Source organism: Geminisphaera colitermitum TAV2, assembly GCF_000171235.2.
GTDB lineage: Bacteria > Verrucomicrobiota > Verrucomicrobiia > Opitutales > Opitutaceae > Geminisphaera > Geminisphaera colitermitum.
This window is the reverse complement of the sequence record NZ_ABEA03000085.1, coordinates 34910-48057: the sequence shown is the minus strand read 5'-3', so window position 1 is coordinate 48057 and position 13148 is coordinate 34910. Positions and strand designations below refer to the sequence as shown.

10 protein-coding genes are annotated in these 13148 nt (G+C 60.7%); 4 read left to right on the top strand and 6 right to left on the bottom strand.

The features are described 5' to 3' along the window. Window positions 1-29 precede the first annotated feature (29 nt). From OBACDRAFT_RS08860 to OBACDRAFT_RS26370, 3 genes are all read right to left on the bottom strand, one after another. Window positions 30-2474 (bottom strand): right-handed parallel beta-helix repeat-containing protein, encoded by a 2445-nt coding sequence (locus OBACDRAFT_RS08860; RefSeq protein ID WP_157836968.1) that lies wholly within the window; start codon window positions 2472-2474, stop codon window positions 30-32. Between the two features lie 94 nt (window positions 2475-2568). Then, window positions 2569-3318 (bottom strand): hypothetical protein, encoded by a 750-nt coding sequence (locus OBACDRAFT_RS08855; protein WP_043584789.1) that lies wholly within the window; start codon window positions 3316-3318, stop codon window positions 2569-2571. A 100-nt stretch (window positions 3319-3418) separates the two neighbouring features. Continuing rightward, window positions 3419-4087, bottom strand: a complete 669-nt coding sequence (locus OBACDRAFT_RS26370) for a type II secretion system protein (protein WP_081721908.1) — start codon at window positions 4085-4087, stop codon at window positions 3419-3421. Between the two features lie 96 nt (window positions 4088-4183). Between OBACDRAFT_RS26370 and OBACDRAFT_RS26365 the strand changes: the two genes are divergently transcribed. After that, window positions 4184-4513: a helix-turn-helix transcriptional regulator gene (locus OBACDRAFT_RS26365; protein ID WP_232766909.1), complete on the top strand. Its 330-nt coding sequence runs from the start codon at window positions 4184-4186 to the stop codon at window positions 4511-4513. Between the two features lie 210 nt (window positions 4514-4723). Here the strand turns inward: OBACDRAFT_RS26365 and OBACDRAFT_RS28015 are convergent, their stop codons facing one another. Then, on the bottom strand, window positions 4724-4990 hold the full coding sequence (locus tag OBACDRAFT_RS28015) for a hypothetical protein (protein WP_157836967.1): 267 nt from the start codon (window positions 4988-4990) through the stop codon (window positions 4724-4726). Between the two features lie 270 nt (window positions 4991-5260). Between OBACDRAFT_RS28015 and kdsA the strand changes: the two genes are divergently transcribed. Continuing rightward, on the top strand, window positions 5261-6055 hold the full coding sequence (gene kdsA, locus OBACDRAFT_RS08840; protein ID WP_043584872.1) for a 3-deoxy-8-phosphooctulonate synthase: 795 nt from the start codon (window positions 5261-5263) through the stop codon (window positions 6053-6055). A 196-nt stretch (window positions 6056-6251) separates the two neighbouring features. On the opposite strand, the gene OBACDRAFT_RS08835 is transcribed toward kdsA, so the two are convergent. After that, entirely contained in the window at window positions 6252-7637 is a 1386-nt protein-coding gene (locus OBACDRAFT_RS08835; RefSeq protein WP_043584785.1) for a DcaP family trimeric outer membrane transporter, read from the bottom strand. A gap of 250 nt (window positions 7638-7887) precedes the next feature. Here OBACDRAFT_RS08835 and pyrG point away from each other — a divergent pair, with 250 nt between their 5' ends. Beyond that, window positions 7888-9558 carry a CTP synthase gene (gene pyrG, locus OBACDRAFT_RS08830; protein ID WP_043584784.1) on the top strand — a complete coding sequence of 557 codons (1671 nt, stop codon included), beginning with the start codon at window positions 7888-7890 and terminating at the stop codon, window positions 9556-9558. A 197-nt stretch (window positions 9559-9755) separates the two neighbouring features. Here pyrG and argS read toward each other — a convergent pair whose 3' ends face one another. Further along, window positions 9756-11612, bottom strand: coding sequence for an arginine--tRNA ligase (gene argS / locus OBACDRAFT_RS08825; protein WP_232766905.1), 1857 nt, complete (start codon window positions 11610-11612; stop codon window positions 9756-9758). 102 nt (window positions 11613-11714) lie between these two features. Between argS and OBACDRAFT_RS08820 the strand changes: the two genes are divergently transcribed. Next, complete coding sequence (locus tag OBACDRAFT_RS08820) at window positions 11715-12920, top strand: DNA polymerase III subunit delta (protein WP_043584780.1); 1206 nt, start codon at window positions 11715-11717, stop codon at window positions 12918-12920. Window positions 12921-13148 lie beyond the last annotated feature (228 nt).

The window sequence follows — 13148 nt, the reverse complement described above, 5'->3', positions numbered from 1 at the left end:
CAACCGCGGGGAAGAGAAATGGGTGTAGGTTACAGGTCTTGGGTGAGCGCAAGCAGGAATGTCTCCGGCCTTTCTGCGAGCGCAAAACCGGCGACCTGTTGCCTCAAGTCGCGCAACTGGACCGTGTGTTTGCCGGTGGTGAATTCAAGCGGGCGGTTGGGATTGCGACTGTCAGCGTAGGCGTTCGTGCCAAGATTCATCCACCGTTCCTCTGCGCCGGGTTTGCCACGGAGCATCAGTTCGTGGAACTCGCCGCCATCAATATTGACCGGCACTTTTACCCCGGTCTGCTCCGTTGTTTTGACGAACATGTAATACTTTCCGGATACAGGAATATCGACTGTCAGCATGGTCTCGCCGTGCTCATTCGTTTGTCGGAAAACTTTACCGTGGATGGCCCCGGCACGGTCACGCGCGAGCAGTTTCAGGTCGCGCGTCGAGTCGGCGTAAATGGTGAGCACCCGGGAAAATCCATCCGGCAAGCGGACGAGAAACGCGCCGGCGTTGATCCGCGCAGAGGTGATGTGCGCGGGATCAATTGCAACGGTCAACGTGAACGGTTGTCCGTGTGCGAGAGTGCCGCGTTCCGGTGTTACGTGAATGAAACGCGAGGCTTCATTGCGCAGCACTTGGAAATCGGAACGAAAACCGGGGGCGTCCACCGTCACCGTCACTTGTTGCGTCGTCCATTCGTGAGCGGAGGCCGCCGAAAAATCGAGGCGCGCCACGTTGGTGTGAAATGGCACGGGACGGTAGGGTAAATCGGTTATGCCGCCGGGCTGGAATGCGCCGTGCGATGGTCTCGCGTCATGCGGGGGGTGGAGGCCGGGAAGCACGATCCCTTGGGCGTAACCGGGAGAATCCGGGCTGAGGTTGTAATCGCCGTGCGTCGCATCGACAAACTTTGGCCGCGCATTGATGCCGTTGCGTTCCTGCCCGGATTTTTTTTGCAGGACGGCGAGGTTTTGCCGGTGCGCATCGGAAGTGGTGAACAGCAGGTCGTGGTCAAAATCGTTTGCGAAGATGAACAGCCCCGGCGAGACCGGATTGGCGGTGATGGCGATGAGGTTGTTGCGGGCGAATCCTTTGACGATGCCGTGCATTTTTTCGAGTTCGGTCCGGGGGCCTCCATATCCGCTGAGGCCGTTCCAGTCGCCGGCAATGGTGTTATGCAAGAAAAATATCCGGCCCTGTCCGGTGACTCTGTAGTTGTTTTTGATGGCGTTACCGGTGAATCCGAATTCGTCGCCGGGCTGGCTGAAGAGGTTGCCGATGATCCAGGAGGGGCCGGAGAGGCAGGGGGCGGTGCTGACGCCGCAGAGCGTGCCTTCGACTTTGTTGTGCAGGAAGCGGGTGTTCATTTGTCCGCCATCCAGTTCCATGCCGTCGTCGTTGCCGAAGGCGAAGTAGTTGCCGTAAATCTCCGCGTCGCGGTAAACGCCGCCGTCGGGGAAGCCGTTCCTTCCGCCTTCGATGGCGTCGTTCCAGCGTTTTAGGTCGCTGCCGATAAAATCGTTGTAGCGCAGCACAACCTGGGCGGCCTTGGTGGCGAAAACAGCATTCGGACCGGCGGGGTGCGAGTAAAACCAGGGATTGGCAGTGCCGCGCGGGTCGTGGATGTAACAGCGTTCGATGAGGATGTTTTGCCCGCCGGAGATGCGGATGCCGGCGTCGTTGTTGAGCGCGCGTCCGCTTTCGTAAAATTTGCCGTCGCGTTCGGGTTTCCGGACGCCGACGCGACCGAAGCCGGCAATGTCGCAGTTGAGGATCTGGATGTGAGAAGCGTTGTTGAGGTTGATCGCGTTAATGCGTCCGCCGCGGAGGGTCAGTCCGTCGAGGATGATGTGGCTGGCTCCGTCGATGGTGATTGTATCCGTGGAGTGGTTGCCGCTGTCGAGAATGAGGCCGGGGGGGGAGGTGTAGCGGATGTAGGCGCCGGGGGCACCGCTTTGGGTTTGGGTGATGATGAGGGGGAGTTTTGTGCCGGGGCCGAGTTCGATGGTTTTGGCAATGGGGACTTTGCTGGCGAGGGTGCGAAATTCGCGTTCGATGGTTTGTTTTTTGCCGTTGTCGTCGATGTTCAGGCGGAGCTGGCACGCGGCGTTTTCCGGGAGTCGGAGCAGGCTGCCGCGCGCGCTTTTTTCGCCGGGCATGTAAACGAGGTCAAAGGCGCGCCGCCATTCGCCGGGGGGGGAGGAGGGGAGGCTATTGATTCCTTGTGTAACGGGTTCCATGATACGGAAGAAAACTTCGCCCCGAAACTGGTTTGTCGCGGGGGCTTTGCATCCATGGAGGTAGATGCTGCATGCTTCGTAACCGGGAACCAGTTCGAGTTCGTATCCGATGCGCGTGCTTGCGGCATGGTCACAGACAGCGTTGTCGTCGGCATCCGGCTTCGGCGGTGTGGAGGCCATCAGGCACGGTGTAATTACGCAGATGGTGGAGAACAGGAATAGGCGTGACAGGGGTTTCATCATGGCTGGCGTTCTTTGGGCGTTTTTTCGGGTTGGTTTTACTGGGTTGTTTTTTCTGTTTCCACCGTGTCGCAGTTCACGTTCGCCGGGGGGTTTAGGGCTGGGTTGTTCGATGGATTTTTCGCCAGCCAAGTGTAGCCATGCCGACGATACAGCCAATGAGCAGTCCGAGCGTGCGGGGTTCGGGGATAGCCGGGCTGCCGGTCAGGAAGAAGACGTAATCCTTTATCACGCCACCACTGTTGTCACTGATCGTGGTTGGTGCTGTGGGAGTGCTGCTGTAATGGGTGTAACCAACGCCGTGCGCATAGGTGCTGGTGCCTCCTGCGGCGGTGGCAAAGGAGAGGCGTTTCACCACTTCCGCCTTGTTGATGATTTGAAACATGTAAGTGCCGCCGTTTTCCAGCGTCAGGGAGGCGGGCAATGCGAAGTAGAGATAATCGGTGATGGTTCTGTAGTCTCCGGTGAGGCTGAATTCGTATTCCCTCAGCGCGGGCGAGGTGACGCTGGAGTCCGGCCCTGCGGTCAGGGCACTCACTTTGAAGATGCGGAGGTAGTAGGCCGCGGTGCCATTCAGGTTGTTGCCGTTGGCGGCGAGTTTGATGCCGAGTCCGGTCAAGTCGCCTGTCCCTTCCCACGTGAATGTTTGGAGCGCGCTCCGATACTGGGCGTCTTCATAGCGGATGCCGTAAAGTCCCGTTTCGGTGGTTTGCTGGATGATGATTTGGTTGACCAGCGATGGGTTGATGGAGCCGAATTGCTGCGGCGTGATCGTCACCGCCGACAGGGGCAGTGCGACGAGCGCGGTTAGGGAGAGCATTGTGAGGAGGCGTGTTGTTTTCATGCGTTTTTCTTTGGTTGGGTTTGGTTGATTTGGGTTGGGTTTGAACAGGGCCGGTTGGTTGGCCGGAGGGAATAATCTGGCTGGCGTTGTCGTGTGAGGATCAATGGCTGGTCCAGAAAGTGGCGGTGGGGTCGGCGGGGAATTTGTCCCGTGCAATGGCTTCCACATGGATGTCCACAAAGACAACGTTCTGGCGTCCTTTGTGCGGGAATTGGAGTTGGGCGATCCGGTTTTTGAGTTCGTTGCGGCCAATGACCGAGTAGAAATAGGTTCCTTCCCACACGCCGTCCATGATCCACGCTGTACGGCTGGGAATTTCGACTTGGCTGACGTAGACAAGCGGGATGCCGCCTCCGTTTGCGTTGTTGCTGGTGGTCAGTGATGCGGTGTAGGTGCAACCGCCGGTTTCGGTTCCTGGCAGGATGTGCTCTGGACCGAATGGATAGTTTTTGAGTGAGGGACAACGATACACCGGGGTCAGTCTGCTGTTCCCCACGTATTCAAGGACTCCATAGTTTCCGTCGCTTCGGTTGCCGCTGTTGTAAAGCCTAGTGGAGGGAAATTTCCCGTTGTTGTCCTGAGCGTAGAGGTTGCACGCCATGGCGAGTTGGCGGAGGTTGGACGAACAAACGCTGGTGTGCGCGGTGGCTCTGACCACTCCGACAACCGGGATGATAATCGCGGCAAGAAGGCCGATGATCACGATGACGGCCAGCAGCTCGATGAGCGTGAAGGCACGAGAGAGGGGAGGGCGAAAGAAGGAAGTCATGGAATGGGGAAGGATTGTTGGTCGGGGAAATTTTCGGGTGTGTTCGGAGGAATCTGGCTCGGTAGCGATGTGAGGAACGGAGCTTGTCATTGCTCGATGGCTTACGGCATCTGTGCCGTAAGCGTCAAGAAAAATTACGGCATCCATGCCGTAAGGATCGGAAAGGCTTTTCAGCATAATGCAGACGTGTCTCTTCCTAATGAAATCCAGCGTGAAACAGTTCGTTTCGGTGCCAATGTGCGGCGTGAGCGAGTTGCCCGGGCGATAACCCAGGAGAAATTGTCCGAAATGGCGGATATGGACATCCGAACGCTGCAACGAATCGAAGCGGGGGAAATCAACCCATTGCTGGCAACGGTGCTGCGGATTCAACGCGCATTGAATTGTCCTTGGGAAAAGTTGATGCCTCCCAAGCAGGGCGCATGAGAATCGAGACTCGATGAGGGTGAGGGCGCAACTTGTGCGGACGAACCGGGGACGAACGATGGGGTTTCATAACGATGGTGTTCTGAAGGCGGGGAATTGCGGGTAGATGTGTTGAACTAGCTAGTATAACACATTTGGCAAGCTTTTTGTCGCCCACCGGGAAAATCGGAAGTCGCATTCCCTTGTGGGAAAAATCGGTAAAGACAGGGCTTACATCAGTGCCAGCGCCCCCAAGGAACTCGTTGAGTTGATAGATGCGCGGGCCGAGGCACTTGGCTGGTCGCGAGCGCAATACGCGGTTGCCGTTCTGGAACATTGGCGTGCCAACGGTGCAAAGCCCATTGCCCGAACCGATGAAACGATGGCCTCCGAAGTGATGGCCAGACTGGAGGCGAGAAAACGCACGAGAAAATCGGGCGGCTGATCACGCGCCCGCAGTGCACCGCGCGGCCATTGGCTTGAAAATTTCAGATTCATAAGCGGTTAAAAGGGGGGGGCGACAGTCGAACGGTTGCCGAGGCGTTGATGTGTCGAGATGTGGAAGTTGTTTCATCCCGATGTCGTCCCGGAAGCGACTCGCACGAAGGCCAGGGCGTCGCGGACGCTTCGCTGAAGGCGGTGTTTCAAATCAAAGCCAGCCATATCGTTGAATTTGAACAAGACGGCCCCATCTACGCCGACTATCCCCCCCCTGCTCCTGTCCGGAAAAATCTTGCCTCTCCCCGGTGTCGCGGCGGGCTTGTCGGAATGCTTTACGATCCAACAAAACTTCTCGTCATCGCCGGTCCCTGCTCGCTCGAAAATGAAACCGTTTGCCGGGCGGTCGCCTCGCGACTGACGGAGATCGCCCGGGCGCTGCCGGAACTGCGGATCGTCTTCAAGGGGTCGTTCGACAAGGCCAACCGCACCTCCATCGCCGGGCCTCGCGGCACCGGCATCGACGAGGGGCTGAAACTCCTCGCCTTGGTGAAACGCGACTACGGGTTTCCCGTCCTCACCGACATCCACGACGCCGACCAGTGCGCCCGCGTCGCCGAGGTGTGCGATGTGTTGCAGATTCCCGCCTTTCTCTGCCGTCAGACGGACATCCTGCTCGCCGCCGCTGCCACGGGGCGTGTCGTCAATGTCAAGAAAGGCCAGTTTCTCGCGCCGCAGGACATGGTTCACGTTACTGGAAAACTCCGTGAAGGGCGCGCCGCCGAAATCTGGCAGACGGAGCGGGGGACGACGTTTGGCTACCAAAATCTGGTCGTGGACATGCGCAGCTTCCCGATCATGGCGCGCAATGGATACCCGGTGATTCTCGACGCGACGCACAGCGTGCAGCTTCCGGGGGGGGGGGGGGGGAAGAGTTCCGGGCAGCGCGAGTTCGTGCCGCCGCTGGCCTTGGCCGCGTTGGCGGCAGGGGCGGACGGGTTGTTTTTGGAAACGCATCCCGACCCGGCCAATGCGCTTTCCGACGGGCCCAATATGGTGCCGCTCGATGAATTGCAGGCGCTGCTGACCCAATGCCACGCGGTGTGGCGCTGCGTGCGGGGGTAAGTAGAGCAAAATACTAAGGAGGGCGGGTCTCCCGACCCGCCGACGGCGCGAAGCGCCGCAATTCCGGATGGCGCGGCTGCGCCGCGTCTGGCGGGTCGGGAGACCCGCCCTCCTGGGTTGGTTGCGTCATTTCGCTTCATAAAAAAAGCCCGGGCATGGAGCCCGGGCTTTTTGGCGCACGTGGTGCGGGGGAGTGTTAGAACAAGGAATACATGAAGGCGACTTGCGCGCGGAGGACGTCGCCGCTGGCGCCGCTATTTTCCTTCTTGTAGCCGTAGAGGACTTCGAAGCCGATGTCCCAGCGGGGCATGACCGTCCAGATGGCGTTGACGCTGGCGTATTGGGTGCGGTGATACGCGTCGCCGGTCTGACCGCCTTCGTTGTCAATTTGCAGCCAGCCGTAGGTGGCGGTGGAGCGCCAGGATTCGTTCCAGCGGTGCGAGTAGGCGGCGAGGAAGCCTTTGTAGGTGAGGGCCTTGAGGTCGCCAGCGTTGTTGTAGGAGGCGTCGCCGCTGATGAAGGCGTCGTTCATGTAGCTGAAGGTGCCCTGGCCGTAGTTGGCCATGAGTTGGACGGAGTCGTTTTCGGTGATCTTGATCACACCGCTGAGGCTCAGGCCCCAGCCGAAGACGTCCTGCTTGCCGCGACCGTTGCCGTTGTCGGCGGTGATTTCGCGGGCCATGCCGCTGAGCTGGATGTGGCCGAAGCTTTCACGTTCCCAACGGATGTTGGCGGAGAAATCGGGCATGCGTTTGGTGACGTCGGCGTCGATGGGATTGTCCTCGGCATCGAGCGTACCGCTGTCCACGTAGGCAACGGGCTTGGAGAGAGCGAAGGCGCTGCTCCATTCGTTGTTGATGGAGTAGTTGTAGCGGATCATGGGCTGGCGGGCGTAGGTCTGGGCGTTGATGCCTTCGAAGTCCACGGTGTCGGCCCAGATGTCGGAGTCCTCAAAGGGGAGAACGCCCTGGCCAACGATGAGGTTGCCGTAGCGGACCCAGATTTGGTTGACGCGGAAGTTGTAGTCGTTGTCGCCGCGGCCGAAGAAGTCGTTGTCGTAGTGGAAGGCGAATTTGTCGCTGTCGTTGGAGACAACGTCGAACGTGATGGTGGTGGCCTTCATGTTCATGTTGAAGTGCTCGCCGCCTCCGTAGTCCGCGCTGCCCTTGACGGGGATCTGGGCGGTGACGAAGCGGTCTTCGTTGCCCGAGTTGCGGCTGTCCATCGTTATGTCGAGGCGGGGCTTGACGTTGAGGCGGGCCTTGAGACCGGTGCGGGGCAGCGTGATGTAGCCATCGCTGTCGAGCAGGTCGGCGGGCTGGGCCGCGGGCGCGCCAGCGGAGGGGGCGCCGGCTTGGCCGGTGGCGGCGTAGGCCGCGGGAGCGGCGGCGGCGCGGGCGGCGTCGCGTTCCTTCTCAAGCTCGGCGATGCGAGTCATGAGTTGGTTGATGGTGGATTCCATCTTCTGCATGGAGGCGTTGATGCGCTCCATGTCGGGCTGGGTTTGGGCCTGGGCAGTGAGCGCGCCGGTGGTCAGCAACGCCAGAGCCGCACAGGCGGTTCGCAGGGTGGTTTTGTTCATTTGGTCGCAGGGTTTCTGGTTTCGGAAACGAGTTGCGAATTCCGATGATGGCGGGACACAGCGTCGAGCCTCGGTCAATAGTCAGACTGACCTTGTCTCTGTTCTAATGGATGCGTTTTGAGTTCCTTATGCGGGCAACGACGCCGCAGCGCATGGGGACAGCACGGGCTCAAGGCGAAAGTCTGCAACAGACCTGATCGCTCTCTTGTTTTTCTTGTCACGGTTTTTGCTGCCCGCATATCCCTTTCCGATGAAATACATTTTCGTGACTGGCGGCGTGGTTTCATCGCTGGGCAAGGGGCTGACAGCGGCGGCATTGGGCGCTCTCCTGGAGATGCGCGGACTCACCGTCCGCATCCAGAAGTTCGATCCCTATCTCAACGTGGATCCGGGCACCATGAGCCCCTTCCAGCACGGCGAAGTGTATGTGCTCGAGGACGGGGCCGAAACCGACCTCGACCTCGGCCATTACGAGCGCTTCACGAGCGGCAAGCTCTCCCGCGTCAACAGCCTTAGTTCGGGCCAGATCTACGAAAGCGTCATCCAGAAGGAGCGCCGCGGCGTTTATCTCGGCAAGACCGTGCAAGTCATCCCGCACGTCACCAACGAAATCAAGGATCGCATCTACCAGGGCGGCAAAGACGTGGATGTGCTCATCACCGAGATCGGCGGCACCACGGGCGACATCGAGGGGCTGCCCTTCGTCGAGGCGATGCGCCAGTTCGCCCTCGAAGTGGGCAAGAAGGACTGTATCTTTATTCACGTTACACTGGTGCCGTTTCTTCAGGCGGCGGGGGAATTGAAGACCAAGCCCACGCAGCAATCCGTCGCCAAACTGCGCGAGATCGGCATCCAGCCCGACATCCTGGTGTGCCGCTGCGAACAGCCGCTTGACCACGGCCTGCGCGACAAAATCTCCCTTTTCTGCAACGTCCCGGTCAAAGCCGTCATCGAATGCCGTGACGTCGGCTCCATCTACGAACTCCCGCTCGCCCTCCAGAAAGAAGGCATGGACCAGCTCGTGGTGGACATCTTTGAACTCCAAAAACCGCTTCCGCCGAAAAACATCTGGGAGGAAATCGTGCGCCGCGTAAAAAGCCCCGCGCACGAGGTCACGATCGGCGTCGTCGGCAAGTACATCGAGCTTCAGGACGCCTACAAATCCGTTTACGAATCCGTCGCCCACGGCGGCATTGCCAACAACTGCAAGGTTCACATCCGCCGCATCGACGCCGAGGAACTGGAAAAGAAAAACGGCCTCGCGCTCCTCAAGGGACTCGACGGCATCCTCGTGCCCGGCGGTTTCGGCGATCGCGGCACGGAGGGCAAAATCGCCGCCGCCCGCTACGCCCGCGAAAACAAGATTCCCTACTACGGCCTCTGTCTCGGCCTCCAGATCGCCGTCATCGAGTACGCCCGCAACGTGCTCAAGCTCAAGGGGGCCAACTCTGTCGAGTTCGATCCCGCCGCCGAGCATCCCGTCATCAACATGATGGAGGAGCAGAAGCAGATTATCGACAAGGGCGCGACCATGCGCCTAGGCAGCTACGAATGTTCGCTCACGCCCGGCACGCTCGCCGCGCGTGCCTACAAAGTGCCGAGCATCCGCGAGCGGCACCGGCACCGTTTCGAGGTCAACAATGCCTACGTCGGCCAGCTCCAGCGCGGGGGCCTCGTGGTCAGCGGCATCAATCCGCGCCGCAATCTCGTTGAGATCATCGAGATCGGCAAAGACCGCCATCCTTGGTTTGTCGCGGTGCAATTCCATCCCGAGTTTCAGTCCAAGCCCAACAAGCCGCACCCGCTTTTCGCGGCCTTCATCACCGCCGCGCTCAAGGTGAAGCGCGGAGCAACCGGCGCGAAAGCGGGCAACGCGAAGAAAACCAAAGGCGGCAAGGTTGCGAAGAAGCCGGCGAAGTGATCCCGTGCATGTCGTAGCTCGGGCTAAGGCTCCGAGCTACGTCCTGTCAGGGCATTTTATTCAAAACTGTAGCCGTTGTCTTGCCCGGTAGGGAGGCCTCTCCGAGGCCTCCGAAACCACGCTCCAACTACCTATCAGTTTCGCTTCCTCGCACTACGCTCACGGAGGCCTCGGAGAGGCCTCCCTACCGGGCAAGATCACATGCGTTCGAGCGTGCGCAGGCCGAGAAGATGTAGTCCTGTTTCCAATACGAGGAGCGTGCGCGCGCAGAGGAGCAGGCGGCGGGCGCGCACGGCAGGGTCGTCCACGGCAACTTTCTCGGCGGCGTAAAAGGCGCTGAATTCGCCCGCCAGTTCGTAGAGATACAGACAGAGGAAATGCGGGCGCAACTGTCCGGTCGCCAGCGCGAGGGTGTCGGGGAGCTTTACGAGCTTGCGCGCGAGGGACATCTCGGCGGGCGTCTCGATTTGACTGGCGGCGGCCGCGTAGTCCTCCGCCCGCTGACCTTCGTCTCCTGACTCCTGATCCGGCGGCGGGAGGCCGAGCTTGCGGAAGATGGAGCGGATGCGTGCCACGGCGTAGAGCAGGTAGGGCGCGGTGTTGCCGTCGAGCGCCAGCATTTTGTCCCACGAAAAGACGTAGTTGCTGCTGCGGTTTTGCGAAAGATCGGCGTATTGCACGGAGCCGACGCCGACGGCGCGGGCGATCTCCCGGCACTCGGCCTCGGTGAAACGCTCGCCTTCGGGACGCTCGGCATTCTTGGCCGTGACAAGGGCGAAGGCGCGGTCCTCGGCTTCGTTGAGCAGGGACTTGAGTTTCACGGTTTCGCCGTCGCGCGTTTTGAGTGCCTTGCCGTCCTCGCCGGTCACGGCGCCAAAGCTGACGTGCTCCAGGCGCGGGGCGCGGCGGCCGGTCTTCTCGAACCACTTTTTGACGGTCAGGAAAAGCTGCTCGAAGTGGTCGCCCTGACGGAAGTCGGTGACGTAGGCAATGCCGTCGGCGTGGAACTCCTCGATGCGGTAGAGCGCGGTGGCAAGGTCGGTGGTGGCGTAGTTGCTCGCGCCGTCGGTCTTGCGGATGATGAAGGGCTGGGTTTTGAAGCGCGGGTGTTCGGGATGAAAGACGACGAGCGCTCCCTGGCTTTCCACGGCGAGCGCGCCGCCGGGGAGGGTGGTGTCGGTGAGTTCCGAATACACGTGGTCCACCTTGTCGTTGTAAAAGCTCTCGCCGAGTGTATGGTCAAAGCGGATACCGAGCCGGTCGTAGATTTGCTGGAAGGCGGCGAGGCTGATGTCGCTGAATTTTTTCCAGAGAGCGACATTGGCCGGGTCGCCGGTCTGGAGTTTCACGAGTTCCTGGCGGGCCTCTTCGAGTTCGGGCGAGCCTTCGGGAGTGGCGTTGTTGCCGAGTTTGTAGAGGCGTTCGAGTTCCTCGATGGGCTCGGAGGCGAGTTTTTCCGGATTCACCCAGCGCTTGTAGCCGTAGATGAGTTTGCCGAATTGCGTGCCCCAGTCGCCGAGGTGGTTGTCGCGGATGACGCGCGCACCGGCAAAGGCGAGCAGGCGGCAGATGGCCTCGCCGATGACGGCGGAGCGCAGGTGGCCGACGTGCATTTGCTTGGCGGTGTTGGGCGAGCTGTAATCGACGACCCAGGTTTGCCCGGCGCAGGCGGCGGCGGCCCCGGCCCCGAGTTTTTGGCGGGTGCCGTAGGCGTTGAGCCAGGCTTGGGCGGCGGAGGGGCGGAGGGTGAAGTTGATGAAACCGGGGCCGGCGATGGTGATGTCGAAGTCGGCGCGGAGGGGGGGGGGGAGGGCGGCGGTGAGTTTCTCGGCGAGGGCGCGCGGGTTTTGTTTTTCGCGTTTGGCGTAGCCTAGGACGCCATTGGCTTGATAGTCGCCGTGCTTGGGATCGGCGGTGCGCACGTCGGGCGAAAACGCGGCGGCGTCCAGCCCGGCGGCGGAGGCGGCGGTTTTGAGGGCGGCTTCGAGTGCGGTGGCGACGTGGAATGAAACTGGCATCCCGCCAATCAACCCGGCGGCAGAGGTGGCGGGCAAGCGTGGAGTTGGCGCAACGAACACCGGAGGGCGGTCTCCCCAATACGGGATGTTTCAGCTTTCCGCTTTTCAGGTTTTCAGTTTTTGTCCCCGATCCAACCCATGTCCGACTCCCAATCCGCGAAGCCGTTTGTTTTTGTCTGCGGGTCCGATGACTTCCTCGTCAGCCGGGCCGGCAAGGCCCGTTATGAGGAATTGGCGAAGGGCGTGGATGACGAGTTTTCACGCGAGGTCATCAGCGGTTTTGCCAACAATGGCGGCGAGGTCTCGGATGCGATCAACCGGTTTCGAGAGAGTGTGCAGACGATCTCGATGTTCGGCGGGCGGCGCGTGGTGTGGTTCAAGGACGTCAATTTCCTCGCCGATTCCGTGACCGGTCGCGCCGAGGGCACGCTGCGTCTGGTCGAGGATTTGCAACAAATCCTCGGTTCGCTCAATCCGGCGGAGGTCTCCGTCGTGGTGTCGGCGGCGCCCGTGGACCGGCGGAGGGCGTTCCCCAAGTGGTGCGAGAAGACGGCCGATTTCACGTTGATCGGAGGCGAGGGCGAAGGCGCGTCGGATGCGCTGGCGGGCGTGGTGCTCACGGAGGCCCAGGCGCTGGGCGCGACGTTTGGCGAGGGCGCCCTGCAAATGCTGGTCGCCCGCATCGGCTCCAACACGCGCCTGCTGATCGAGGAGGTGCGCAAGCTCGCCACCTACGCCTCCAGTAGTGGGGAAACAACTACAGCCGGGGGGGGGGGGGGGATGGGTGGCGTCGTCACGGACGCGGGCGGGGGTTTTGGCGACGGCTCCGCGCGCAGGCCCGTGGTGATCGAGGAGGCGCATGTGGAGGAGATCACGCCCAATGTGGCGGAGGGGGATTTTTTCGAGACGGCGGAGGCGTTTTTCGCAGGCAACTTGAAATGGACGCTTGAGGCGCTGCACCGGCATTTTTACGCGGGCGGGCATTCGCGTCCCGTTTTGTCGGCGTTGCAAAATCGCAACCGCATCCTCATCCAAGTGCGCGCCTTGATGGATGCGGGCGATGTCCGGGCGGGGGGACGCGGACTGGACGGCCTGCCCGCCGCGGCGAAGACCTACGGCGCGCATTTCATCGGCGTAACCGAGAAGAGTTCCTACAACGTGTTCACGCAAAACCCTTGGTATGTGGGCAAGCTGGCTGGTGGCGGCAAGGCCCTGCCTCCGCTGCGCCGGTTGATCGACAACCAGCAGGAATTCATCCGCGCCTTCGAGGAAGTCATCCAGCGACCCAACGAGCAGGAAGATGTGTTGCGCGACATGGCGGTGCGCTGTCTGTCGGCCGCGTGATGCCGGGAGTCGGGTGCCGGGAGTGGTGGCGTGGCCGCCGTTTCATTTCAAAAAAAACAGCGCCCACGCCAGAGAACAAGGGGCATGAGCGCTGCCCGGGCTCATCGGATCTTAGCTTGAATCAACCAGCGAGACCGGAAGTGGAAGAAGTCTTGTCGAAATCAGTCTGCATCGAATGAAAACATATATTTCATCGGGTAAAAGCCTGATGTTCCTATAATCGAAAAA